20 protein-coding genes and 2 pseudogenes are annotated in these 23,666 nt (G+C 59.2%); 20 read left to right on the top strand and 2 right to left on the bottom strand.

The genetic code is table 11. The features are described 5' to 3' along the window. Positions 1-87: 87 nt before the first annotated feature. The 7 genes and pseudogenes from miaA (at position 88) to LDN84_RS08000 (ending at position 7,859) form a co-directional block, all read left to right on the top strand. Entirely contained in the window at positions 88-1,203 is a 1,116-nt protein-coding gene (gene miaA, locus LDN84_RS08030; protein ID WP_223910885.1) for a tRNA (adenosine(37)-N6)-dimethylallyltransferase MiaA, read from the top strand. Further along, entirely contained in the window at positions 1,200-1,853 is a 654-nt protein-coding gene (locus LDN84_RS08025) for an ABC transporter ATP-binding protein (protein WP_223910881.1), read from the top strand. The genes miaA and LDN84_RS08025 overlap by 4 nt, the downstream gene beginning before the upstream one ends. 7 nt (positions 1,854-1,860) lie before the next feature. Then, a complete protein-coding gene (gene pabB, locus LDN84_RS08020; RefSeq protein ID WP_223910877.1) occupies positions 1,861-3,627 on the top strand; it encodes an aminodeoxychorismate synthase component I in 1,767 nt (588 codons plus the stop codon). Between the two features lie 461 nt (positions 3,628-4,088). Next, a complete protein-coding gene (locus LDN84_RS08015) occupies positions 4,089-4,949 on the top strand; it encodes a tyrosine-type recombinase/integrase (protein ID WP_223906651.1) in 861 nt (286 codons plus the stop codon). A 31-nt stretch (positions 4,950-4,980) separates the two neighbouring features. Further along, positions 4,981-6,177 (top strand): annotated as a pseudogene (locus tag LDN84_RS08010) (IS91 family transposase). Between the two features lie 345 nt (positions 6,178-6,522). Then, positions 6,523-6,951 (top strand): hypothetical protein, encoded by a 429-nt coding sequence (locus LDN84_RS08005; RefSeq protein ID WP_223910873.1) that lies wholly within the window; start codon positions 6,523-6,525, stop codon positions 6,949-6,951. 116 nt (positions 6,952-7,067) lie between these two features. Beyond that, positions 7,068-7,859, top strand: coding sequence for a DUF4349 domain-containing protein (locus LDN84_RS08000; RefSeq protein ID WP_223910871.1), 792 nt, complete (start codon positions 7,068-7,070; stop codon positions 7,857-7,859). Positions 7,860-8,074: 215 nt separating this feature from the next. On the opposite strand, the gene LDN84_RS07995 is transcribed toward LDN84_RS08000, so the two are convergent. Together LDN84_RS07995 and LDN84_RS07990 are read right to left on the bottom strand one after the other, a co-directional pair. Further along, positions 8,075-9,718: a diguanylate cyclase gene (locus tag LDN84_RS07995; RefSeq protein ID WP_223910867.1), complete on the bottom strand. Its 1,644-nt coding sequence runs from the start codon at positions 9,716-9,718 to the stop codon at positions 8,075-8,077. 4 nt (positions 9,719-9,722) lie between these two features. Next, positions 9,723-10,562: a phosphate/phosphite/phosphonate ABC transporter substrate-binding protein gene (locus LDN84_RS07990; RefSeq protein WP_223910864.1), complete on the bottom strand. Its 840-nt coding sequence runs from the start codon at positions 10,560-10,562 to the stop codon at positions 9,723-9,725. A gap of 215 nt (positions 10,563-10,777) precedes the next feature. Here LDN84_RS07990 and LDN84_RS07985 point away from each other — a divergent pair, with 215 nt between their 5' ends. The 13 genes and pseudogenes from LDN84_RS07985 (at position 10,778) to LDN84_RS07925 (ending at position 23,633) form a co-directional block, all read left to right on the top strand. Then, positions 10,778-11,068 carry a CopG family ribbon-helix-helix protein gene (locus LDN84_RS07985; RefSeq protein WP_223910861.1) on the top strand — a complete coding sequence of 97 codons (291 nt, stop codon included), beginning with the start codon at positions 10,778-10,780 and terminating at the stop codon, positions 11,066-11,068. Next, the gene (locus LDN84_RS07980; RefSeq protein ID WP_223910858.1) at positions 11,056-11,352 is read left to right on the top strand and encodes a type II toxin-antitoxin system RelE/ParE family toxin; all 297 of its coding nucleotides are present in this window, start codon (positions 11,056-11,058) and stop codon (positions 11,350-11,352) included. The genes LDN84_RS07985 and LDN84_RS07980 overlap by 13 nt, the downstream gene beginning before the upstream one ends. A 36-nt stretch (positions 11,353-11,388) precedes the next feature. Beyond that, positions 11,389-12,162: a carbon-nitrogen hydrolase family protein gene (locus tag LDN84_RS07975; protein ID WP_223910856.1), complete on the top strand. Its 774-nt coding sequence runs from the start codon at positions 11,389-11,391 to the stop codon at positions 12,160-12,162. A gap of 11 nt (positions 12,163-12,173) precedes the next feature. Then, positions 12,174-14,798, top strand: a complete 2,625-nt coding sequence (locus LDN84_RS07970) for an FtsX-like permease family protein (RefSeq protein ID WP_223910853.1) — start codon at positions 12,174-12,176, stop codon at positions 14,796-14,798. A gap of 206 nt (positions 14,799-15,004) precedes the next feature. Next, positions 15,005-15,772, top strand: coding sequence for an L-arginine-binding protein AotJ (gene aotJ, locus LDN84_RS07965; RefSeq protein ID WP_223910850.1), 768 nt, complete (start codon positions 15,005-15,007; stop codon positions 15,770-15,772). Between the two features lie 61 nt (positions 15,773-15,833). After that, positions 15,834-16,532, top strand: coding sequence for an ABC transporter permease (locus tag LDN84_RS07960; protein ID WP_223910847.1), 699 nt, complete (start codon positions 15,834-15,836; stop codon positions 16,530-16,532). Beyond that, positions 16,532-17,245, top strand: coding sequence for an ABC transporter permease (locus tag LDN84_RS07955; RefSeq protein WP_223910844.1), 714 nt, complete (start codon positions 16,532-16,534; stop codon positions 17,243-17,245). The genes LDN84_RS07960 and LDN84_RS07955 overlap by 1 nt, the downstream gene beginning before the upstream one ends. Before the next feature lie 19 nt (positions 17,246-17,264). Next, entirely contained in the window at positions 17,265-18,395 is a 1,131-nt protein-coding gene (locus tag LDN84_RS07950) for a M14 family metallopeptidase (protein ID WP_223910841.1), read from the top strand. Between the two features lie 29 nt (positions 18,396-18,424). Further along, positions 18,425-19,201 (top strand): ABC transporter ATP-binding protein, encoded by a 777-nt coding sequence (locus tag LDN84_RS07945; protein WP_223910838.1) that lies wholly within the window; start codon positions 18,425-18,427, stop codon positions 19,199-19,201. Positions 19,202-19,262: 61 nt separating this feature from the next. Continuing rightward, positions 19,263-20,315, top strand: a complete 1,053-nt coding sequence (locus LDN84_RS07940) for a PLP-dependent cysteine synthase family protein (protein ID WP_223910835.1) — start codon at positions 19,263-19,265, stop codon at positions 20,313-20,315. Between the two features lie 61 nt (positions 20,316-20,376). Next, positions 20,377-21,465 carry a lipocalin-like domain-containing protein gene (locus tag LDN84_RS07935; RefSeq protein ID WP_223910832.1) on the top strand — a complete coding sequence of 363 codons (1,089 nt, stop codon included), beginning with the start codon at positions 20,377-20,379 and terminating at the stop codon, positions 21,463-21,465. Between the two features lie 106 nt (positions 21,466-21,571). After that, a pseudogene (locus tag LDN84_RS07930) lies at positions 21,572-23,341 on the top strand (ABC transporter transmembrane domain-containing protein). Between the two features lie 94 nt (positions 23,342-23,435). After that, positions 23,436-23,633: a hypothetical protein gene (locus tag LDN84_RS07925; protein ID WP_223910830.1), complete on the top strand. Its 198-nt coding sequence runs from the start codon at positions 23,436-23,438 to the stop codon at positions 23,631-23,633. Positions 23,634-23,666 lie beyond the last annotated feature (33 nt).

The raw sequence follows: 23,666 nt of genomic DNA, 5'->3' as shown, positions 1-23,666 counted from the left end.
ACCGAGGCCAGATAGTCAGCCGCAGACTTCGGCTGACTATGAATACTACTGCATATCATTGCATGACCCATGCAACCCCTTGATACCATGACAAATCACAGGTCCCCAGGTCAGACAGCCCCCTACCCAGCCCTGCCGCGCTACGTGGGGCTGGCTGGCCCCACCGCCTCCGGCAAAACTGCGGCCGCCTTGGCCATTGCCCAGCGCTGGCCGGTGGAGATCATCAGCGTTGACTCGGCCCTGGTCTACCGCGGCATGGACATTGGCAGCGCCAAACCCAGCGCGGCCGAACTGGCCGCCGTGCCACACCACCTGATCAACATCCGCGACCCGCTCAACGCCTACAGCGCCGCAGAATTTGTGCTGGATACACGGCGTTTGATGCGCGAGATCACCACCCGCGGCAAACTGCCATTGCTGGTGGGCGGCACCATGCTGTACTTCAAGGCCCTGCGTGATGGCCTGGACGACATGCCCCCCGCCAACCCGGCCCTGCGCACCGAGATCGAACAACAAGCCGCCAGCCTGGGCTGGCCCGCCCTGCACGCCGAACTGGCCCTGGTTGACCCCCTCACCGCCGCACGCCTGAACCCGGCAGATTCCCAACGCATCTCCCGCGCGCTGGAGGTGTACCGCGCCAGCGGCCAGCCTTTGTCGTCTTTTCATACTTCAAAAAAAGTAGCAACCTGCGCAACATCTACGGACGCTACAAGCCTATTTGGTGAAAATGCATCCAGCTCGCCACAAACCCCACAAAATACTACAAATTTAGTAGCTGCCAGCGCATACAAATCAAGCTCTACAGCCCAAAATGATCTGAATTTTCAATCCCACCACATACTGATCTCACTGGAGCCACAAGACCGCGCCTGGCTGCATCAGCGGATTGCCCAGCGCTTTGACGACATGCTGCAACACGGCTTTCTGGACGAGGTCAAGGCCTTACGCGCACGCGGCGACCTGCACCCCGACTTGCCCTCGATGCGCTGCGTTGGTTACCGCCAGGCCTGGGAAGCGCTCGACGGCCTGTGGCCCATGAGTGAGCTGCGCGACAAAGGCATTGCCGCCACCCGCCAACTCGCCAAACGCCAGATCACCTGGCTGCGCTCCATGCCCGAGCGCCAGGTGGTGGCCTGTGATACGCCCGATGCGCTGTCGCAGGTGATCCAGCGGGTTCAGCAGTTCATGGACATCCCCGCATGACCCTCATCATCCAGCACCTGAGCAAACAGTACGGCAATGTGCCGGTGTTCAGCCATGTCAACCTGCGCGTGGCGGCGGGCGAGTTTGTGGCCATCGTTGGTGAATCCGGCGTGGGCAAATCCACCCTGCTCAACTGCATGGCCGGGCTGGACAACTGGAACAGCGGCAGCGTGCGTTTGGGCGGCCAAGACCTGAGCCAGCTCAATGACGAGCAATTGGCCCACCTGCGCCGTGTCCAAACCGGCTTTGTGTTTCAGGCCTTTCATGTGCTGCCGCATCTGAGCGTGGCGCAAAACGTGGCCTTGCCGCTGATGCTGCTGGGCCGCCCGGACGATGCCCGGGTGCAGGCCATGCTCGATGCCGTGGGCCTGAACGGACTAGGCCAGCGACTGCCGCAGCAGCTCAGTGGCGGCCAGTTGCAGCGCGTGGCGATTGCCCGCGCCCTGATCCACGCCCCCAAGCTGCTGCTGGCCGACGAGCCCACCGGCAACCTCGACCCCCGCACCGCCGAGCGGGTGATGGATGCCCTCATCCACCAGATGCGCTCCAGCGGCGCGGCCATGGTGCTGGTGACCCACTCCGCCACCGCCGCCCAGCGTGCCGACCGGGTGCTGACACTCACCGCCAGCGGGCTGATCCCCCATACCTGAAATTTCCATGCAAGTTCTGATTGATTTTTGCGACCCGCACGGCGGCGGCTCCACCCTGCGCTGCGCTTTTGACGCACCGCTCCAGACGCTGGTGGCCCAGACCCTGGCCGAAGTCAAACCCCTGCTCGACCAGGTGAGTGCCCTGAGCCAACAAGGCTTCTGGTGCGTGGGCTACCTGCGGTATGAAGCCGCCCCGGCCTTTGATGCCGCCCTGGCCGTGCATCAGGCCGATGGCCCGCTGGCCTGGTTTGGCGTGTACCCACAAGCCCTGCCCTGGCCCGATGAAACCAGTGCACAAGAAACCACCCAGGTCAGCTGGCGCAACACCCTCAGCCGCGCTGACTTTGAGGCCCACATGGCCCACATCCACCAGGCCATCGCAGCCGGAGAGTTTTACCAAGTCAACTACACCGCCCCATTAACCGGCGAATTCACCGGTTCGCCCCTTGAGCTGTTCAGCCGCCTGCAACGCGCCCAACCCCAGGGCTACGCGGCCTACTTCGATACCGGCCTGGAGCAGCTGCTATCGGTCTCGCCCGAGCTGTTTTTCGACTGGCAGCCGGGGGCTGACCGGCACAGTGGTCAAATATTGACCCGCCCGATGAAAGGCACCGCGCCACGCGGCAACAGCCCCGCAGAAGATGCCGCGCTGGCCCAGGCCATGCAAGCATCACCCAAAGAACGCGCCGAAAACGTGATGATTGTTGACCTGCTGCGCAACGACCTGTCACGCATCGCCGAGCCGTTTTCAGTGAAAGTGCCCGAGCTGTTCAAGGTGCAAACCCTGCCCACCGTGTTTCAAATGGTGTCCGACGTGACCGCCCACACCCGGCCCGGCATCCGCTTGACTGACGTTTTTACCGCCCTGTTCCCCTGCGGCTCGATCACCGGCGCACCCAAAGTGCAAGCCATGCGCACCCTCCAAACCCTGGAGCCCGAGCCACGCGGCGTGTACTGCGGCACCATCGGCGTGGTGCGCCCCGGCGGCCACGCCACTTTCAATGTCGCCATTCGCACCGTCACCCTGCGCGGCCCGGCGGCACGCTGCGGCATTGGCAGCGGCATCACCTTTGATGCTTCTGCGGCAGCAGAATGGCAAGAATGGCAACACAAACGCGCCTTTCTGGATCGCGCCAGCACCGGCTTTGAGCTGCTCGAAACCCTGCGGCTGGAGCGCGGTGAATTCATCAATTTGATAGCGCATCTCGCACGTCTGAAAAGGGCTGCAAGGCATTTTGGCTATGTGTTTGACGAGAACAGCATTCAGGCCGCTTTGCAGGCGCTGCGGGCAGAAGTCGATACCGATCACAACGTCTGGCGCGTGCGCCTGCTGCTGGCGGCCAACGGCCAGGTGCAGGCCGAAAAATTTATACATAATCAGCTTCTAGCCCCCGTACTGATTGCGCAAGCAGCTACGCCTTTTGAAGCAACCAAAAGCGAGTTCACCCGCTTCAAAACCACCCGCCGCGCCCACTACGAAGCCTTTGCCCCGACCAACCCCGAGGTGTTTGACACCCTGCTCTACAACGTCCAAGGCGAATTGACCGAATGCACCCGGGGCAACATCGCCCTCAAGCTCGACGGCCAATGGCTCACCCCCGCCCTGCACTGCGGGCTGCTGGACGGCGTGGGGCGCGAAATGGCCCTGCAACAAGGCCGCCTGCGTGAAGCCGTCATCCGGCTGGAAGACCTGCCACGGGTGCAGGCGGTGGCGTTTGTCAATAGCTTGCGGGGGTGGGTTCAGGCGCGGTTGATCACACCCATCACGTCCTGATCAGGAGAGGAAGAAGCGGCTCATTCCTTCATCTGACCATTGCACCCATGCCAGCGAATGAAAAATCGACCCCAGTACAAATCAACCTTTTCAGTGCTCAAGCTGTCGTGCATGTACCAAATGTGCTCGCGCAACGGGTCCAGTAGGCAGGTTGATTGCAGAGGTGGTGTGCCGGGTTTTATGGGGAATCTATACCTGGTGATTTGTTTATCCAGTTCATCGGCTTGTGAGCTAGGCTGCAAGCCACTTTCAGGAGAATTTCGTGACCAGATTCATACGCAGCGGCCAGAATAATTTGCAAGTCTTGCCGTGGACATTACGTTGAACTAAACCGCTGGCGCGGTGGTGGGTCTCAAGCAGGCCAGCGCCGCGTTTTTGTTGGTAAGTGGCTTGCATTTGAGGCGATGCAGGAGAAGCCTTCGGGCTGGGGAATGTTCCCCGGTTTTGAAGGAGATAGCAGCATGAGACCTCTACGCCAGAGCATGATCGACGCCATGGTGGTTCGTGGCTTTAGTCCCAGCACCCAAGACTGTTACGTCAAGGCCATTTATGGCATGGCCAAACACTACCGACGCGACCCCGCCGAGTACACAGCCCAAGAGGTTGATGCCTACTTGCTGCACCTGCTCCAGGAGCGCCACCTTTCCTACAGCACCATGAATCAAGCCGCCAGCGCAGCGCGCTTTTTGTACGAGAAGGTACTGGGCCATGAACGAACACTGTTTCACATTCCGATGGCCAAGACACCGGACAAACAACCGGAGTTGTTGGCCCGAGAGGAAATCGCCCGCCTGTTTGCCATCTGTTGGCACCCCATGCACCGCATGCTGTTGCAAACCATTTATGCCACGGGACTGCGGGTGTCCGAAGCCTGCGCCCTGCACGTGGGTGACATCGACAGCCACAATGACCGCATGTGCATCCGGGTGGCCTGCGGCAAAGGGGGCAAGGGGCGCTACACCTTGCTGAGTCCAACCTTGCTGGGTTTGTTGCGCACCTACATGCGCACCTTTCACCCCAAAGTCTGGTTGTTCTGCGACGCCACTGGCATGCAACCCATCAGCATCGACACGGCCCAACGCGCCTACCGAGCCGCCCGCCAGCACGCGGGCATCACTAAAAGCGGCGGCATCCACACCCTGCGCCACGACTTTGCCACCCACTTGCTTGAAGGGGGCGTCGATCTCTTCACCATCCAGAAACTGCTGGGCCACGGCCACATCAGCACCACCAGCCGCTACCTGCACTTGATCAGCCCGCAGTTTCACCCACCCAAAGACATTGATCCACTAGACCTGCTGGCGGGCCTGCCCAAGCTGTAAGCGCTCAAGCTCACGGTTGCAGCTCCCCCGCATGGCCACCTTGGCCGATGTGCTGCGCCAGTTCGGCTCAACGCATCTGGCAACCCACGCGCTATCGACACACCCCAGGCCAAAGCCTGGCGGGCTATCGTTGCCTGCCGAACCGCAGCCATGGGTGGCAAGCGACTTGAGTGTGAGCACTGTGGCCACAGCCACTGGCAATACCACTCCTGCCGTAACCGACATTGCCCGCAGTGCGGGGCACGGGCCAAAGATGCCTGGCTGCAAGGCAGGCTGTCCGAAGTGCTGAACGTGCCCTATGTGCATTTGGTGTTCACCCTGCCGCACAGCCTCAATGATCTGTATGGCGTGCACCCGCGTTGGGTCATTGACACCTTGTTTGCCTGCACCGCACAAACCTTGTCAGAGTTTGCGGCTAACCCGAAGTGGATGGGGGCCAAGGGCGGTACACCCGCCTTCAGCCTGGTGTTGCACACCTGGGGGCAAGAGTTGCAGCATCACATCCATGTGCATGCGGCTATGGCCTGCGGGGTGCTGGACAAGACGGGGCAATGGGTCACGCCGGTACGCAAGCCCGACTTCCTGTTTCCGGTGCAGGCCTTGTCCAAGGTGTTTCGGGGCAAGTTTCTGGCAGCACTGGCACGCGCCCACCACAAGGGCGACATCACGCACGACCCGCAAGGTGATGCTGATGCTTGGTGTGATCGACAGCGCAGGCTCTACAAACATGACTGGGTGGTGTATGCCAAAGCCCCACTGGGAGGCCCAGCCCAGGTGTTGGAATACCTGAGCCGTTACACGCACCGCACGGCCATCAGCAACGAACGGATTCGCTCCATCAACAAGGGCGAAGTGGCGTTCACGGTGCGCGCCAATGACAAGGGCGGCAAACGCCTGCACACAATGGATGGCACAGAGTTTGTGCGCCGCTTTCTGTTGCATGTGTTGCCCACCGGGGTCAAGCGTATTCGGCACTATGGCGTGCTGGCATCAAGCTGCAAGGGCAAGAAGCTCAAGGCGGCACGGCTGGCCGTACAGATGCCAGCACTCAACCCACAGGCGCTGGAGTCGGCTCAAGGGTTTATGGCGCGGGTAGCCCGGATCGACGTGGGGCTGTGCCCGGTGTGCAAAGTAGGGCACTTGCGAACGGCTGAGGTGTTGAGCGGGGGCCAAACAATTGCCAACTCCAGGCGCGATGGCTTGGCCGCAGGAGCGTGGGCCACCGTGAAGGACGGACAAGGTGCTGCAATTTGCAGGGGTTTGCACGCTGCTCATGGGGTTGGCGGGGCGGGGCTTGTGCGTGTCACTAGCAAAGCCCTGCGTGCAGTTCGAAAGCTGGGCTGTCTGAGTTCAATGGGGTGCTGCTTTGCATGTGAACTGGGGTGCTTGGCGACAGATTTGTGCTGCTGTCCCGCTATGATCTGACATCACAAGCGGGGGAGAAGCTTTCAATCCCCTATTCGCCAGCGTCCACGCAGGCGGTTCAGTCCAACAAGGTTTATCAGCCGCGGGAGGTATCTATGGTCTCTTCAAGCATCGCAGCGCGGCGGATAAACGCTATTCGTTAGCGCTCATGAAACTACGTTGGCTCTTTCTTTTATCAAGCCTAATCCTGAATGCTGCTGCAACAGCCGGGGGAGACGGAGAGTTTGTGGGTCTCGATCAACAAGGACCGGGCGGTTTTGTGCTTAGTTTTTCCGTCGATGGTGCTGACGATGAGGCTATCAGAGCTTCAAGCATTCGCGTTTTGAGACAGCCTAAAACTTGGACGGACCGCGGGCAGTTGATGCCAGGGAGCATTCGTGGCACCGGGTGTTCTTTGTTCCCAGAAAGGCACGCGGCCGTGGCCATAATTTGCTTGCCCAATGCCGATCCATCGTTCTTGCGCGGGGTAATTTACGCCAAGAAGGATACCCAAAAGAAGAACCAATTTGTGTGCGTCAACAACTGTTCAAAACAAGTTCCAAAGTATTTCGTTTGGGTTCCCAATAATGAAGATTAGTTTTGTGCGCCTGAACGCTAACAGGTTGCTCGTCACGGACACGCAACATCAGGAGGCCGCTTCACGGCAGTTGTTGCGTGCCGGGCAGCGCCAACGTTAAGCACATCGGAGCTTTCATGAGACATCTGTTGCTTCCCTTGTTGGTCTTGGTGCTTGTGGCAGGGTGTGCCAAGAAGGAAGAATCGGCGGCGATGGCACCGACCCCAGCCATTGCCAAAGCACGGGAAGGAAAGACTTCCTCTTTCCTGGCCTACGAGCACTCCGTGTCGGTAGACGCCGAAGAACGAAAAGTTGCCGATATCTTCGAAGCGGCGCAGGCCGGTTGTCGTGCAGCTACTGAAGACCTTTGTGCCATTTTGGAGTCCCGCATTAACTCCGGGCGTGCAGCGTCAGCTTCGCTGAAGTTCCGCGCCAAACCCAATGGCATTAAGAAAATTGTTGCTGCACTCAGCAAAGAAGCCGAAGTTACCAATCATTCGACTACCGCTGAAGATCTGGAAGCCCCTATAGCAGATTCCTCGAAGAAGCTGGCCATGCTCAAGGACTACCGATCAAAGCTAGAAGCTATTCTTGGCCGGGCCAGTAATGACGTTGATGCCCTCATCAAGGTGAATCGCGAGCTCGCACAAGTTCAGAGCGAACTCGAGGCTCTTGCGGGAACGCATGCGCACCTAGTTCGACGTGTGGAGACCGAAATCCTCAATATCTCCATTCGCTCGGTCGAACATCAAGCGTTCTGGAGGCCAATTGGTTATGCAATTTCGGATTTTGGCGGCAATTTTTCACGGGGCATTTCTATAGCGATTACCGGCATTGCCTTTTTGATTCCCTGGCTTATCGTACTGGCTATTGCTGTCTGGGGCGGTCGCAAGTTATGGCACCGAAGAAAAGCAAAAGCAAGCGCCTAACGATCTGAACCGTTTGTTGGGCAAGCCCAGGCCTAACCCAAGCCGATTGTTTCTTCACTGGAAATATCTTGTTCTACGCCACCTGACGCAGCAGACATGGGGTCAGCCAACCGCCCACAAGTCCAGGCAATTCAAGCCGTCATTGCAACGACCCCGTGCCCAGAGCACATTTTTGGCAACCCAAACAGCCGTGTTCTGCTGCTCAAAATCCCGATTCATTTCCCATGCGCCAGCAGCACCCGGTTGCGGCCCTGATTCTTGGCAAGGTACAGCGCCTCATCGGCCATGTGAATCAGCATTTCCGGCTGTTGAGTCCCGTCGGGTGTCATGACTGAAACACCCATACTGACAGTGACCTTGCCGAATGGCGATTTGGCGTGGGGCAGACCAAGCGACTCGATGGACTGTCGAATCACTTCGGCGAGATGTAGGGCACTTGGGGCATCCGTATCGGGCGCAATCAGCGCAAACTCTTCACCACCGTAACGGGCCGCCAGATCGCTGGATCGGCGGGAGTTCGAGTCGAAAATTTTGGCCACGCTGCGCAGACACTCGTCGCCAGCCTGATGGCCATAGTGATCGTTGTAGTTCTTGAACAGATCAACATCCATCATCAATAGCGCGACAGAATGCCCGCCCCGCAATGCCCGCGCCCATTCAGTCAGCAGCCGATCATCAAACCGGCGGCGGTTGGCAATGCCAGTCAAGCCGTCGGTGGTGGAGAGTGCCTCAAGCCTGTGGTTGAGTGCCTCAAGTTCACTGGTGCGCTCGGTGACCTTTCTGGCGAGTTCAGAAATGTCGGAAAAAATGCCAATGTAGTGCGCGACCTTTCCTTCTGCATCACGCACCGCAACGATGGAAAGCCGCTCGGGAAACACGTCACCGTTCTTGTTCAGGTTCCAGATATCGCCATGCCATTGGCCTTTGCCCTGGATACTGTCCCACATGGCTGCGTAGAAGCTGACATCATGCCGCCCGGATGAGAGCAGGCGAGGCGTTTTACCCTGCATCTCGGATCGACTGTAGCCAGTGATATGGCTAAAAGCCGGGTTGGTTTCAAGAATGCGCTGCTGGGCATCGGTAATGATGATGCCCTCGGTGGCATGCTCAAACACGCTGGCCGCCAGCGCAATGCGATCCAGGTTTTCGCGCAATGCGTTTTGCGAACTTTCAACCGACTCCGCCATGCGGTTGAACGCTGCAATGGTATGGGCAATCTCAGGGCTGCCCTGCAGCGGAATGCGGGTTTTTAAATCACCCGCTGCCAAGGCGCGGGCACCTTGATTCAGCACCGAGAGCGGGCGCAATCCATTTCGCAAGACAAACAGGATGCCCAAAAAATCCAGCCCCACCGCCAACGCCAGAATGGCCATGTGCCGTTGCAGCCGAGACCAGGCCTGATTGATCGCCTGATGCGCAGTGAGAACAACTTCCAGCGTTCCATATTCCCGGCCACCAATCTTGACGCTGGTCCGTCCCACCGGATTCAGCTTGCCAAATTTCGCAGCAAACCAGGCTGGCGCTTGCAGCTCCATGAGCTGCCCTTTGCTGGTGACACTTGCACCATTGGCTGAACGGTAGGTGATGGATGCCACTTCATGTTGACTGGCAAATCTGTTCAGAGACTCCTGGATCACAGCAAAGTCACCCACCACAATCCAATCGGCGAGCGTGGTGGGCAAAATGGCCAGTTGATCCAGCATGACATGGTCAAGGTTGGCTTCGACTTGCTCGGTTTCCTCGTAAGCCACCGTCACCAGCATCACCACGCTGGCTACGATCAGCGCAACACTGGCAGTCACCACCAGGCGGGCAATAAAGGACAGGTGTGTCCAGGGATTCCACGCCTTTTGCAACATGATGTCAGTCAGCACCTTTGAATACGCTGCGCCGGTAGAAATCCAGGTAAGGCTGGTAATCTTTTTGCGTGGCCGGATAGAACCCGTAAGGCGGCTTCTGGGCGATGACTTTGGCACTGGCTTCAAGAATCTGTTGCCCTTGAGGGTCTTCTGCCATGTCGGCGAAGGCTTTGCGTACAGCCTCTACATCTTTGACCGGCACCCGGGGATGCACCGAGATGGCCAGATCATGGTAGCTCTGGGATTGCCACAAGATCTGATAACGCAGATTCTCGCGCTGGGCAAATTCCCGCATGACGGTGCTATTAACTCCCGCAGCAATGACGTTACCCGACTTGAGTTGGGCCATGATGCCTTGTTGGCTGCCACCAAAGACGGGCACAACCTCAATGCCCAGCCGCATCAGATGATCCATTTGAACGGTATACCCCGCAAAGGCCTGGGGATTGGCAAAGCCGATGGTCTTGCCCGCCAAGTCATTGAGGCTCTTGATGGGCGAATCTTCCAGGGTCACAATCTGACCAGTGATGTCCTCCGCCCGCGGCCGAAGAATGGCCGAATAACCCTGTGCAGCCGCTGAGGGCTTGAATTGATGGTTGTTGTAGACAAAATCATAGTCACCCCGAACGGTGGCTTCACTTGATCGATCACCCGTCGATGCCACCTGAAGCTCCAGGCCAACACCACTGCGCTGCGAAACGTAATTCAGGATGGGATTCCAGTACTGTGCGGTCAGCAATGGGCTTCTTTGGTTGGCGGGCCCGAAGGAGTAGACACCGGCTGCACCCACATTCGCCGCAAACTGTGCAAACAGGGCAAAGACCAACACGAACAGCCTGTTCATTGATTTCACACTTCGAACCTGAATTTTTCTAACCTTGTTGGGAGCATGGTTTCGTCACTACGGTGGTTCGAGTTATTGGCTTGCACAAACATTATAGATTTTCAGATTGAGCATCGGTTTTGCAACGAAATTGCGCGTGGCTCTTGGTGACAGGAGACAGCCGGATGAGTCATAGTGTGATAAGGTAATACCTTGTCATCCCACAGGAGTTCCGCATGACCACCACAGCCACTCGCCCCATGACCATCAAGATTGATCTGGACACCCGCGAGCGGGTGCAGCGTCTGGCTGATGCGCGTCAGCGCACCTCTCACTGGCTGATGCGCGAAGCCATCAGCCAATATGTGGAACGCGAAGAAAAGCGCCAGGCTTATCGGCAAGACGGCATCAACGCATGGAAAGCCTACCAAGCTAACGGCTTGCATGTCACCAGCCAAGAAGCCGATGCCTGGCTGGACAAGCTGGAAGCAGGGCAGGACGTGGAACCGCCTGAATGCCACGTCTGATCTGGTCACCGCCTGCGTTGCAGGATGTGCAGCGCCTCTATCGCTTCCTGGCCGTTCAAAGTTCAGATGCTGCAAAAAAAGCCGTCAAAACGATCCGCGAAGGTGTCAAAGTTCTGGCACTGCAGCCAGGCATGGGGCGACCTACCGAAGAGATGTCCCCTGAGTTTCGTGAGTGGCTGATTGACTTTGGTCACAGTGGTTACGTCATCCTGTATCACTTTGAGGATGATGCCGTCATGATTCTGGCTGTACGCCACCAAAAGGAAGTGGGCTACAAGGACTGAGCGTATCAACGCACCCCATTACAAATACAAATACACATGCAATCAGACACCTCTCCACCGCTGCGCATCGCCGCTGCCCAGTCCACCTCGGTGGCTGGAGATATCACCGCCAATATGCTGATCCACACCCGCTTCATCAACGCCGCCCATCAGGCCGGGGTGGCGCTGCTGGTGTTCCCGGAGTTGTCGCTCTGCGGCTACGAGCTGCCACTTTTGCGTGATGTCCTGCTGCAGCCCGATGACCCGCGCTTGGCCCCGATTCGGGCACTGGTGCAGCAAACCGGTATGACGGTGGTGCTGGGTGCGCCCTTTATGCAGGACGAGCAGGCTGCGCCCTGCATTGCCGCCTTCACGTTTTTCCCGGACGGCAGCAGCTCGGTGTATGCCAAACAACATTTACACGCCAGCGAAGAGCGCTACGCCAGCCCAGGCCGTGCGGGTTGCCAGCGCCACGCCCTGCGTGATGAGTCCTATGCCCTGGCCATTTGCGCCGACACCTCACACGCCGTCCACGCCCAAGCCGCCGCAGACAGCGGCGCATCGCTCTACCTGGCCAGTGTGCTGGTGTCTGAAGGCGGCTACGTGGCGGATGCCGCCCGCCTGGCGCAGGTCGCCCGTCAGCTGAACATGGGCGTGCTCATGGCCAACCATGGCGGTCCATCTGGCAGCTATGTGTCGGCAGGCCAAAGTGCGTTTTGGGCTCCCGGCGGGCAGCAGGTGGTACGCACACCCGGCACCGGTCATTTCCTGCTGGTGGCCGAAAAGCATGCGGACGATTGGCGGGGTGAGGTGCTGGCACTGCCAGCCTGATTGGCCACCCCATGCTTGACCTGCTGAAAACCTTCTCCTGGCAAGAGCTCAAACACCACCCGTGGCGCAATGCGGCGGCGGTGGTGGCGGTGATGCTGGGCGTGGCGCTGGCGTTTTCGGTGCATCTGATCAACGCCAGTGCGCTCGATGAGTTTTCGCAGGCGGCACGCTCGGTCGGCGGCCAGCCAGACCTGGAGTTGCGCGGCGTGCAAGGCCAGTTTGACGAGGCCCTGTTTGCCCGCGTGGCCCGCCTGCCCGAGGTGGCGCTGGCCTCGCCGGTGCTGGAAATCGGCACCTACATGGTCACCACCGAGGGCAAACGCAGCCTGCAAGTGATGGGCGTGGACGCACTGACGGTAGCCTGGGTCGCCCCGGATGTCCTGCCCCTGCCCACCCCGCAGGCAGGCCAAGCACCGCCAGATCGCTACGCGCTGTTTGCCCCCGGCCAGGTGTTTTTGAACCCGGCGGCACAAGCGCAGCTGGCCACGCCAAACACCAGCCCAACCCAAGCCCCAACCGGCCAGGCCACACCACTTGAATCACCCCACCTGCAACTGCAAAGTGGCGTGGCGTTGCTGCCGGTCAAGGTCGCTGGTACCGTGCGCGCTGGCGGACGGCCGCTAGCGGTGATGGACATTGGCGCGGCGCAAGAGCTGTTTGGCAAACAAGGCCAGCTCAGCCGCATCGACCTGCGTCTGCAAGCGGGCGTGAACCGCGATGCTTTCATCCAGGCCCTGCACAGCCTGCCCGACTGGCCAAACAACGTCACCGTAGCCGTGCCGGGTGATGCACAGTCGCAAATTGACAACCTGTCACGCGCCTACCGGGTGAACCTGACGGTACTGGCCTTGATTGCCTTGTTCACCGGGGCGTTTCTGGTGTTTTCGGTGCTATCACTCAGTGTGGCCAAGCGGGCGCAGCAGTTTGCGCTGCTGGGTGTGCTGGGCCTGAGCGGGCGCGAACGCCTGCAGCTGGTGTTGTGGGAATCGCTGGCGCTGGGGCTGGTGGGCAGCGCCTGTGGCGTGGCCTTGGGCACGGCACTGGCCGCACTGGCCCTGAAACTAATGGGCGGTGATTTGGGCGGCGGTTTTTTTGCCGGGGCGGCGCCCCAACTGCAGTTCAGCGCCGGGGCTGCCTTGACCTACGCCGCCATGGGTGTGGCTGCCGCACTGGTGGGCGGCTGGTGGCCAGCACGCGCGGCCCAAGCCCTGCCGCCAGCACACACCCTCAAAGGCTTGGGCAACCTGGCCGCGACTCGGCACAGTCATTGGTTGAGTCTGTTTTTGATAGCTGCTAGCGCTTTATTAACGGGCGCTCCAGCCATTTATGGTCTCCCTGTGGCAGCCTACCTGTCGGTTGGTCTGCTGTTGGTGGGCGGCATCACCGCCCTGCCCTGGCTGATCAATGTGCTGCTGGGCAAGCTGGCTCCCTGGGTGGCACACCAGACCTTGCCCTTGCTGGCGGTAGCGCGGGCGCGGCACCAGCGCGAGACAGCGGCGGTGGCGGTGAGTGGTGTGGTGGCTTCACTCAGCTTGGCGGTGGCGCTCACCGTGATGGTGGCCAGCTTCAGGGAATCGGTGACCCAGTGGCTGGATCAGGTGTTGCCCGCTGACTTGTATGTGCGCAGCGCGGCCAGTCTGAGCGCGGCCGACACGGTGTATTTCAGCCCCGAATTTGTGCAGGCCGCCGCCCAACTGGCGGGCGTGAAACAGTTGCAAGCCCAACGCCAAGTGGCGCTGTTGCTCAACCCCGGCTTGCCACCGGTGGCGCTGATGGCGCGTGAACTCACCAACCCGGCTCAAAGCCTGCCGCTGGTGGGTAACGCGCTGCCAGTGCCTGCCGGGCAGATTGGCATTTATGTGAGTGAAGCGGTGGTGGATTTGCATGGTGCACAGTTGGGCCAGCCGTTCCCTCAACTTATTAAGGCTTTCAGGCCTCTAGCGCTTGATACACAAGCGCAAGCAGCACCTTTTTTTGTAGCAGGCGTATGGCGCGATTACGCCCGCCAAAGTGGGGCGATTGCGATGGATCGCCGCGCCTTTGTGCAGCTCACCGGGGATCAGCGCGCCAATGATCTGGCGTTGTGGCTGGATCACCCGCAAGACGCTGCGCCGGTGCAGCAAGCCTTGCGCGAGCTGGCGCAAGGCACCTCAGGCTCCGCCGCTGACTTGATGGACTTTGGCACGCCGCTGCAGATTCGCGCCACCACTTTGCGTATTTTTGACCGCAGTTTTGCCGTCACCTACTGGTTGCAGGCGGTGGCGATTGCGATTGGCTTGTTTGGCATCGCCGCCAGTTTCAGCGCCCAGGTGCTGGCCCGGCGCAAAGAATTTGGCCTGCTGGCCCACCTGGGTTTGACGCGCAGGCAGATTTTGACGGTGGTCGCCCTGGAGGGTGCGGCCTGGACGCTGCTGGGTGCACTGGCCGGACTGGGCCTGGGGCTGGTGGTGTCCGCGGTGCTGGTGCATGTGGTCAACCCGCAAAGCTTTCACTGGACGATGGAGCTGATGCTGCCCTGGCTGCGTTTGCTGGGCCTGTGTGTGGCCGTGGTGCTGGCGGGCACACTCACCGCCTGGGTATCAGCCCGCGCGGCGGCCAGTCAAAACGCGGTGCTGGCCGTCAAGGAAGATTGGTGAGCGGAGCACCCTCATCGACCGTCCTTGGTGCGATGGTCTTGATCCGCATACAGATGGCACTTTTTTTGCTTGTAGCACAACCCAATTGGCCTAGGTAAGTTAGTAGAAACCTACCCCTGGAGCACGGTGGCCAGACCGTAGAATCAGTTTTTAATTTTTTATTAACCCGCCGGGATACCTTCTTGGCTTTTTGAGAAAGTTGCTCAATGAAAAAACTCTTGTTAGCTACTGCCATTAGCGCCCTGTGCGCCAGCGCCTTTGCCGAAGGCAAAGACCTCAAAGTGGCCATCGATCCCACCTACGAACCCTTTACCTTCAAAACCGCCGACGGCAAGCCCACCGGCTTTGACGTGGACATTGCCAGCGCACTGTGCGAACAAATCAAACGCAACTGCGTGTTTGTCGAACAAGCCTGGGACGGCATGATTCCCGGCCTGATGGCCAAGAAATACGATGTGATCATCAGCTCGATGTCGATCACCGAAGAGCGCCTGAAACAGGTCGACTTCACCGACAAGTACTACAACACCCCCAGCCGCGTGGTGCTCAAGAAAGACGTGAAATACACCGGCCCGGCCTCGATCAAAGGCAAAAAAATTGGCGTGCTGAAAGCCTCCACACAAGAAAAATACGCCTTGGGTGAACTCAAGACCAAGGGTGTGGAAGTGGTGTCTTACGACGCACAAGACCAGGTCTATCTGGACATCAAGGCTGGCCGTCTGGACGGCACCGTGGCCGACATTCTGGAAGTGGGTGGCGGCTTTTTGGGCAAACCCGGTGGCGAAGCCTATGAACTCAAAGGTGACGAGCTCTACATTCCCAAATACTTTGGTACCGGCGCTGGCGTGGCCCTGCGCAAAGGCCAGGGCGAGCTGAAGAAAGAAATCAGCGCCGCCATCAAGGCCATCCGCGCCAACGGCAAATACAAAGCCATCAACGACAAGTACTTCAAGTTTGACGTTTACGGCAAGTAAGCCAGCCTAACCCGAGTCCACTTTGGCACAGGCTGCCAAAGTGGCTCAACACCCTCCCCCTATGACCTCCAACATTCAGTCTTATCTGCTGGTAATTTTGCATGGCTCGCTGCTGACGGTGGGCGTGTCGCTGGGGGCGTTGCTGGTGGCCATCCTGCTGGGTCTGCTGGGAGCTGCTGCCAAGTTGTCTGGCCGTCCGGTGCTGGTGGCACTGGGCACGTTTTACACCACCATCATTCGCGGCATCCCCGATCTGGTATTGATGCTGCTGGTGTTTTACGGTGGCACCATTGGCATCAACACCCTGCTGGAAAAAATGGGGTCTGAGGCCACCATTGACATCGAGCCCTTTGCGGCCGGGGTCATCACCATTGGCTTCATTTACGGTGCGTACATGACCGAGACTTTTCGTGGCGCCATTTTGAGTATTCCCAAAGGCCAGATGGAAGCCGCCTGGGCCTTTGGCATGGGGCGCACACAAACCTTTGTGCGTATCACCCTGCCACAAATGGTGCGTTATGCCCTGCCCGGCTTTACCAACAACTGGCTGGTGCTGATCAAAGCCACCGCCCTGGTGAGCCTGATTGGCCTGCAAGAGATGACTTATCTGGCCAAACAGGCCAGCGCGGCCACACGCTCGCCGTTTGTGTTTTTCCTGTTCACCGGCGCGCTGTTCCTGATTTACTCCTCGGTCAGTCTGTACGCGCTCAAAAAAGTCAACGCCCGCTATAGCCTGGGAACAAAGCGGGGGCAGCTGTAATGGAATGGGCCGTTATTTTTGAGCCAGACAACCTGGCCTTGTTTGGCAACGGCATTGTCATCACGCTGTGGCTGCTGTTTTCTTCACTGGCGGTAGGTGCCGTGCTGGCGCTGATTTTTGCTTTGTTGCTCACCGGCCCCTGGGCTGTGGCCCGCTGGCTGGTGGGGGCTTACACCTTTGTGATTCGTGGCACACCGCTGCTGATTCAGGTCTACCTGATTTATTACGGTCTGGGCCAGCTGGAGTGGATTCAGGCACGCTGGGATGCGGTCTGGCCCTGGACTTATTTCAAGGAACCCTTCTTCTGTGCCCTGCTGGCCTTCAGCCTGAACACCGCCGGCTACACCGCCGAAATGCTGGCCGGAGCGATCCGCGAAACCAGTGCGGGTGAGATTGAAGCTGCCCACGCTTATGGCATGAACCGCTTCCAGACCATGCTGCGGGTGGTGTTGCCCAGTGCCATGCGCCGCACTCTGCCAGCTTACAGCAATGAAGTGGTGATGATGCTGCACGCCACCAGCCTGGCCAGTGCAGTGCCCAATATGCTGGATGTGACTTCGGCCGCCAGCCGGATTTACGCCACCTATTACCTGCCCTTTGAGGCTTATCTGGCTGCAGCCGCTATTTACCTGACGGCTTCATTTTGTTTGATTGGTCTGTTCCGCGTGGCCGAAGGTCGCCTGCTGGCGTACCTGGCCCCGCGCAAAGACTGAAACTTGAGCGCTAAACACTATGCAACGCATTGATCACCCCCTGCTCTGTGCCAGCCTGGGTAGCCATAAAACCCTGAGCAGCTTTCACTTTGGAACAGCGGGCAGTGGCCCCAAAATTTACATCCAGGCCAGCTTACACGCCGAAGAATTGCCCGGCATGCTGGCGGCGCACCATTTGCGTGCTTTGTTGGAGGCTGCAGAAACCGCTGGACAAATCCAGGGGCATGTTGTGCTGGTGCCGGTGGCCAATCCGATTGGTCTGGCGCAACGGCTCGACCATAAACCGATGGGGCGTTTTGAGCTGGACACCTCGGAAAACTTCAATCGCCATTACCCGGATCTGGCCGCAGCGGTAGAACCCTTGGTCCGTGATCAACTGGGGCAAGACGCAACGGCCAACGTGCTGACCATACGCCAGGCCATTGGCCAGGTGCTGAGCCAATGGAAGCCCGAAACCGAATTACAAAGCCTGCGCCGCAACCTGCTGACTCTGGCGCATGACGCTGATTACATGCTCGACCTGCACTGTGACTGCGAAGGTGTGTTGCACTTCTATACCGAAGAAGCCTGCTGGCCGCAGCTGGCTCCCTTGGCCCATTTTTTGGGGGCGCAAACCATTTTGCTGGCCAAAAACTCAGGCAATCGGCCAATTGACGAATGCCTATCCGGGGCTTGGTGGCAACTGGCCGAGCGCTTGAAAGCCCGCGGGTTGGAGGTGCCCCTGCCACAAGGCTGCTGTAGCACCACCATTGAACTGCGTGGTGAGCTGGATGTGAGCCACGCCTTGGCGCAAACCGATGCCCAGGCCATTCTGAATTGGCTGCAGTTCGTGGGTGCCCTGGCTTGCCCACAAGTGCCCGAAGTGCCCGCTCCCCGATGTCAGGCCACCCCACTGGCGGGCTCCGAAACACTCCATGCCCCGGCCCCTGGCATCGTGGTCTTTACCGCGCAAGTGGGCCAGCAGGTGCAGGTGGGCGACTTGGTGGCCGAGGTCATTGACCCGATTGCCAACCAGGTACACCGTGTCACAGCCGGTGTGGCTGGACTTTTTTATGCGCGTATTCGCGACCGCTACATCACCACAGGTGGCGAGCTCGGCAAAATTGCCGGTTCAGAAGCGTTTCGCAGTGGCGAATTACTGGGTGCGTAAGCCCGCAGATTTTTCAGGCAACCATTTTCATGACCACCACCCCACTCAAACTGCAGGTTGAAAACATCCACAAGCGTTTTGGCTCCAATGAGGTGCTCAAAGGGGTCTCACTCACCGCCCATGCGGGGGATGTGATCAGCATCATTGGCAGCTCGGGCTCGGGCAAAAGCACGTTTTTGCGCTGCATCAATATGCTTGAAAAACCGCACCAGGGCCGCATCAACGTGGCGGGTGAAGAGTTGCACCTGAGCCCCGGAAAAAACGGCGAATTACACGCCGCCAACCCCAAACAATTGGCACGCCTGCGCACCAAACTGGCTATGGTGTTCCAGCATTTCAACCTGTGGGCCCACATGACGGTGCTACAAAACATCATTGAAGCCCCGGTGCATGTGATGGGTGTGCCGCGTGACCAGGCGATTGAAATTGCCCGCAAATACCTCGCCAAAGTCGGCCTGGAAGGCAAGGAAGATGCTTATCCGGCGCACTTGAGTGGTGGCCAGCAGCAGCGTGTGGCCATTGCCCGCGCCTTGGCGATGGAACCCGAGGTGATGCTGTTTGACGAACCCACCAGCGCACTTGACCCCGAGCTGGTGTCCGAGGTGCTCAAGGTCATGAAAAACCTGGCCCTGGAAGGCCGCACCATGGTGGTGGTGACACATGAGATGGGTTTTGCCCGCGAGGTGTCCAACCACCTGATCTTTTTGCACAAAGGGCTGATTGAGGAAGAAGGCCATCCCAAGCAGGTCTTGGGGAGCCCCAAGAGTGTGCGGCTGGCTCAGTTCCTGTCTGGAAGTTTGAAGTGATTTTGACCTGTAGCGATTATTCAACAAGCGTATAAAGCTACTACTTTTATAGCAAAGACGCATGAACTGGTTACACAGCGCCATTTCCCGCATTGAAGCCGACTACCAGCGCAGTGCCGACACCCATCTGATCCCGCTGCCCTTGCCCGGTTTTGCCAGCGCGGGGATTGACCTGTACCTGAAAGACGAGTCGACCCACCCGACCGGCAGCCTGAAACACCGGCTGGCACGCTCACTGTTTCTCTACAGCCTGTGCAACGGCTGGATACATGAGGGCTCAACCGTGGTGGAATCCTCCAGCGGCTCCACGGCGGTGAGTGAGGCCTACTTTGCCCGACTGCTGGGCTTGCCGTTTATTGCGGTCATGCCACGCAGCACCTCGCATGAAAAAATTGCCCAGATTGCCTTTTATGGCGGGCAATGCCATTTGGTGGACAGTGCATCGGCGGTGTATGACGAGGCACGAACTCTGGCCCAGCAGACCGGCGGCCATTACATGGACCAGTTCACCTACGCAGAACGCGCGACCGACTGGCGCGGCAACAACAACATTGCCCAGAGCATGTTCAGCCAGATGGCGCGGGAGCGTTTTCCGGTGCCGCGCTGGGTGGTGGTGGGGGCAGGCACGGGCGGCACCAGTGCCACCATTGGCCGTTTTGTGCGCTACCAGCGCCACACCACCCAGGTGTGTGTGGCCGACCCCGAAGGCTCGGTGTTTGGCGACTACCACCGCACCGGAGATGCCACGCTGACCGGGCCGGGCTCCCGCATTGAAGGCATTGGCCGCCCGCGCGTGGAGGCCAGTTTTATCCGCACGCTGGTGGATCGCATGATGACGGTGAGCAACACCGATTCCGTGGCCGCCATGCAGTTGCTCAGCAGTTTGCTCGGACGCAAGGTGGGGCCCTCCACCGGCACCAACTTTGTGAGTATGTTGAACCTGGCCTGCGAGATGCGCCAGCGGGGTGAACAAGGCAGTATTTTGTCGCTGCTGTGTGATGCCGGTGAGCGTTATCTGGGCAGCTATTTTGATGCGGCCTGGGTGGCGCAGCACATCGGCGACTGTGCTCCTGCCTACGCGCGGCTGCAGGGGCAAATCCAGGCACTGGATTGAACATGTCGGGCACTGTCCCACCCCATGCCTGCGGGAGCTTCCCGCGACAAGGTTCCCCTGAATGAATCGGCGGCAGTGTCTGTCACTGGGTCTGGCCTGGTCTTGGTGGTTGGATACGCTGGGGGCCTCCAACCGAGCCGCCTTGACGTTTCCGCGTGACCTGGGCAGTCACCCGGACCATGCCATCGAGTGGTGGTATCTGACTGGCCAGCTGCTGGCCGGGTCACGCCAATTTGGTTTTCAGTTGACGTTTTTTCGCTCGCGTGTGCCACAAACGCAGGGCATGCGCTCCGCATTTGCCGCCAAACAGCTGATTTTTGCCCATGCCGCCGTGACGGATGTGGCGGGCCTTCGCCTGTTGCACAGCCAGCGTCTGGCCCGCGCTTCGGGCACCCCCGGTCTGGATCTGGCCGAAGCCAGCACCGCGGACACCCATGTCAACATCGGTTCTTGGCACCTTCAACATGAGGCCAGCACTTACCTGGCACAGGCCAGTGGCACAGATTTTTCATTTCAGCTGAGGCTGCACGAAACCCAGGCACTGTTACTGCAAGGAGATCAGGGCTGGTCGCGCAAGGGGCCACAAGAAGAACAGGCCAGCTTGTATTACAGCCTGCCGCAGTTGAGCGCTAGCGGTCAATTACACCTGGCAGGGCAAACCTTTCAGGTGCAGGGCCGCGCCTGGCTAGACCACGAATGGAGTCAGTCGCTGATGCCCCCCCAAGCCGTGGGCTGGGATTGGGTGGGCATGAATTTGATTGATGGCAGCGCACTCATCGCGTTCCGTTTGCGCAGTGCAAGCGGTGAAACATTATGGGCGGGCGGGTCATTTCGCACCATCGACCAGAGCCATCCCCTGGTACTGGGCCCGCAAGACGTGGTGTTTACACCAGGGCGTGTCTGGAAAAGCCCTGCCAGCGGCAGTACCTACCCAGTGGAATGGTCGGTGGTGGTGCGCCTGCATGGTCGCAGCCCAAGCAGCGTGGCCTACGTTGTGAAAGCCGTCATCGACAACCAGGAGTTGGATAGCCAGGCCTCCACCGGAGCCATCTATTGGGAAGGCTTGAGCGAGCTGCGGGATGCCCAACACCAGGTGATTGGCCACGGCTACCTGGAAATGACTGGCTACAGCAGCCCTTTGCGGCTCTAGGAATTTGCTAGCTATTTAATAGCTATCTGCGCAATACCATCAAGCGCTGGAGGCCAATTTTATTCATATACACTGGCCAATCATCTGTTCCTGAGCACCCAGCCCCATGCCTACCATGCCCCAACGTCAAACTCAATCCCTGTCTGGTTTGTGGCCCTTTTTGCGACCTTATCGCTGGCGCATCGGGCTGGCACTGCTGTTTCTGGTCACCGCAGCGATGGCAACCCTGGCGTTTCCCCTGGCGCTGCGTCAGCTGATAGATGCTGGCTTGTCGCCCGCCGACAAGGGAGCTCAGGTAATGATGCTGCGCGAACATTTCCTGGTTTTGTTTGCGGTGGCGGTGGCCTTGGGGCTGTCATCCGCCGCACGTTTTTACATGGTGAGCTGGCTGGGTGAACGCATCAGCGCCGATTTGCGCTGCGCGGTGTACAGCCACGTGCTGCAACAAAGTCCCGAGTTTTTTGAAACCACCCAGACCGGCGAAGTGCTGTCACGCCTGTCTGTGGACACCACCCTGGTGCAAACCGTGGTGGGTTCGTCACTGAGTATGGGGCTGCGTAATCTGGTGATGGGCACCGGCGCGTTGGCTGTGCTGGTTTGGACCAACCCGATGGTGATGGTGCAAGTGCTGGGCGTGCTGGTGCTGGTGGTGTTGCCCGCACTGTGGTTTGGCAAACGGGTGCGCAAGCTCTCCCGCAGTAGCCAGGATCGTGCCGCTGATTCAAGCGCGATCGCCGCAGAGGTGCTCAACGGGATTGCCGTGGTGCAAAGCTACACGGCGGAGGTGCGTGAGGCGGTGCGCTTCCAGCAGGCCACGGACACGGCTTTTGAGGTGGCGGTGCGCCGCAGCAAGGCGCGTTCGGTGCTGGTCGCGTTCATCATCATCGCCACCTCGGCAGCCTTGTTGTGGGGTTTGTACCAAGGCACACAAGCGGTGCTGGCCGGGCGCATCAGCGCCGGGCATCTGGGGCAAACGGTGGTGTACGTGATCATTCTGGCCAGCGCGTTTGCCGTGCTGGGTGAGGTTTATGGCGACTTGTTGCGTGCTGCCGGTGCCACGGAACGGCTGATGGAACTGCTGTCCAGTCAATCCCCTATTACTTCACCCAAAAATCCGGCTCCAGCCCTTATTCCTCAAGCGGGAAGCGCTATTGAATTTGACAATTTGAGGTTTCACTACCCCTCTCGCCCAAACCAGTTGGCCCTGCAACATTTCAGTCTGAAGGTCAAGCCAGGACAAACCGTGGCGCTGGTCGGCCCCAGTGGCGCAGGAAAAAGTACTGTTTTTCAGCTGCTGCTGCGCTTCTATGAGGCACAGAGTGGCCAGATTCTGCTGAATGGTGCGCCATCACAGACACTGTCATTACACGACTTGCGTGGGCAGATTGGCATCGTGCCCCAGGATGCGGTGATTTTCTCCAGCAGCGCCAGGGAGAACATCCGCTATGGTCGCCCGGATGCCAGCGACGCAGAGGTGCAGGCTGCCGCCCAAGCGGCATTTGCCGACGAGTTCATCCGCGCACTGCCCCAAGGGTATGACACCTTTTTGGGCGAGCGTGGTGTGCGCCTGTCCGGTGGGCAGCGTCAGCGCCTGGCCATCGCGCGCGCCATGCTGAAAAATCCACCCCTGTTATTGCTGGACGAGGCCACCAGTGCGCTGGATGCCGAGAGCGAGCGTATGGTGCAGGCGGCGCTGGAATCGGCCATGCGCGGGCGCACCACGCTGGTGATTGCACACCGGCTGGCCACCGTGCAAAAGGCGGACTGTATTGTGGTGCTGGAACATGGCTAGGTGGTTGAGCTGGGCACACATGCACAGTTGCTTGCGGCGGGAGGACTTTATGCCGGTCTGGCAGCCTTGCAATTCAGCTCATGAGTAGTTTGAAGCTTCCCAAAACCTTATGGATGAAAGACTTGAATCACGGGCGCAAGGCTCGTAAACTCCGAATGCACCCTGAAAGGAGCTTCTTATGAACGTTTCCACATCCAGCGCATCGTCCGTTCAGGCAACACAACGGCCCACGCAAATTCAACAAGCCGAGCAACAAGCTGACCTGCAGGCACAAAATCAAGCGCCTGAAGTCAAGAAAGCCACGCCCCCCGCCAGCACTCCGGTGATCAACACCCAGGGGCAAACGACGGGCCGGCTGTTGAACGTGACGGCCTGAGTTTGTATCGGTTTCCGTTTTTCCCGTTCATAC

Origin of the sequence: Rhodoferax lithotrophicus (genome assembly GCF_019973615.1) — a bacterium.
Classification (GTDB): Bacteria; Pseudomonadota; Gammaproteobacteria; order Burkholderiales; family Burkholderiaceae_C; genus Rhodoferax; species Rhodoferax lithotrophicus.
The sequence above is the reverse complement of the archived record's forward strand: the minus strand, read 5'-3'. Positions and strand labels throughout refer to the sequence as shown.

Coding starts and splice junctions, on each gene's coding strand:
- miaA (WP_223910885.1), top strand. CDS start 88: ATGACAAATCACAGGTCCCCAGGTCAGACAGCCCCCTACCCAGCCCTG.
- LDN84_RS08025 (WP_223910881.1), top strand. CDS start 1,200: ATGACCCTCATCATCCAGCACCTGAGCAAACAGTACGGCAATGTGCCG.
- pabB (WP_223910877.1), top strand. CDS start 1,861: ATGCAAGTTCTGATTGATTTTTGCGACCCGCACGGCGGCGGCTCCACC.
- LDN84_RS08015 (WP_223906651.1), top strand. CDS start 4,089: ATGAGACCTCTACGCCAGAGCATGATCGACGCCATGGTGGTTCGTGGC.
- LDN84_RS08005 (WP_223910873.1), top strand. CDS start 6,523: ATGAAACTACGTTGGCTCTTTCTTTTATCAAGCCTAATCCTGAATGCT.
- LDN84_RS08000 (WP_223910871.1), top strand. CDS start 7,068: ATGAGACATCTGTTGCTTCCCTTGTTGGTCTTGGTGCTTGTGGCAGGG.
- LDN84_RS07995 (WP_223910867.1), bottom strand. CDS start 9,718: ATGTTGCAAAAGGCGTGGAATCCCTGGACACACCTGTCCTTTATTGCC.
- LDN84_RS07990 (WP_223910864.1), bottom strand. CDS start 10,562: ATGAACAGGCTGTTCGTGTTGGTCTTTGCCCTGTTTGCACAGTTTGCG.
- LDN84_RS07985 (WP_223910861.1), top strand. CDS start 10,778: ATGACCACCACAGCCACTCGCCCCATGACCATCAAGATTGATCTGGAC.
- LDN84_RS07980 (WP_223910858.1), top strand. CDS start 11,056: ATGCCACGTCTGATCTGGTCACCGCCTGCGTTGCAGGATGTGCAGCGC.
- LDN84_RS07975 (WP_223910856.1), top strand. CDS start 11,389: ATGCAATCAGACACCTCTCCACCGCTGCGCATCGCCGCTGCCCAGTCC.
- LDN84_RS07970 (WP_223910853.1), top strand. CDS start 12,174: ATGCTTGACCTGCTGAAAACCTTCTCCTGGCAAGAGCTCAAACACCAC.
- aotJ (WP_223910850.1), top strand. CDS start 15,005: ATGAAAAAACTCTTGTTAGCTACTGCCATTAGCGCCCTGTGCGCCAGC.
- LDN84_RS07960 (WP_223910847.1), top strand. CDS start 15,834: ATGACCTCCAACATTCAGTCTTATCTGCTGGTAATTTTGCATGGCTCG.
- LDN84_RS07955 (WP_223910844.1), top strand. CDS start 16,532: ATGGAATGGGCCGTTATTTTTGAGCCAGACAACCTGGCCTTGTTTGGC.
- LDN84_RS07950 (WP_223910841.1), top strand. CDS start 17,265: ATGCAACGCATTGATCACCCCCTGCTCTGTGCCAGCCTGGGTAGCCAT.
- LDN84_RS07945 (WP_223910838.1), top strand. CDS start 18,425: ATGACCACCACCCCACTCAAACTGCAGGTTGAAAACATCCACAAGCGT.
- LDN84_RS07940 (WP_223910835.1), top strand. CDS start 19,263: ATGAACTGGTTACACAGCGCCATTTCCCGCATTGAAGCCGACTACCAG.
- LDN84_RS07935 (WP_223910832.1), top strand. CDS start 20,377: ATGAATCGGCGGCAGTGTCTGTCACTGGGTCTGGCCTGGTCTTGGTGG.
- LDN84_RS07925 (WP_223910830.1), top strand. CDS start 23,436: ATGAACGTTTCCACATCCAGCGCATCGTCCGTTCAGGCAACACAACGG.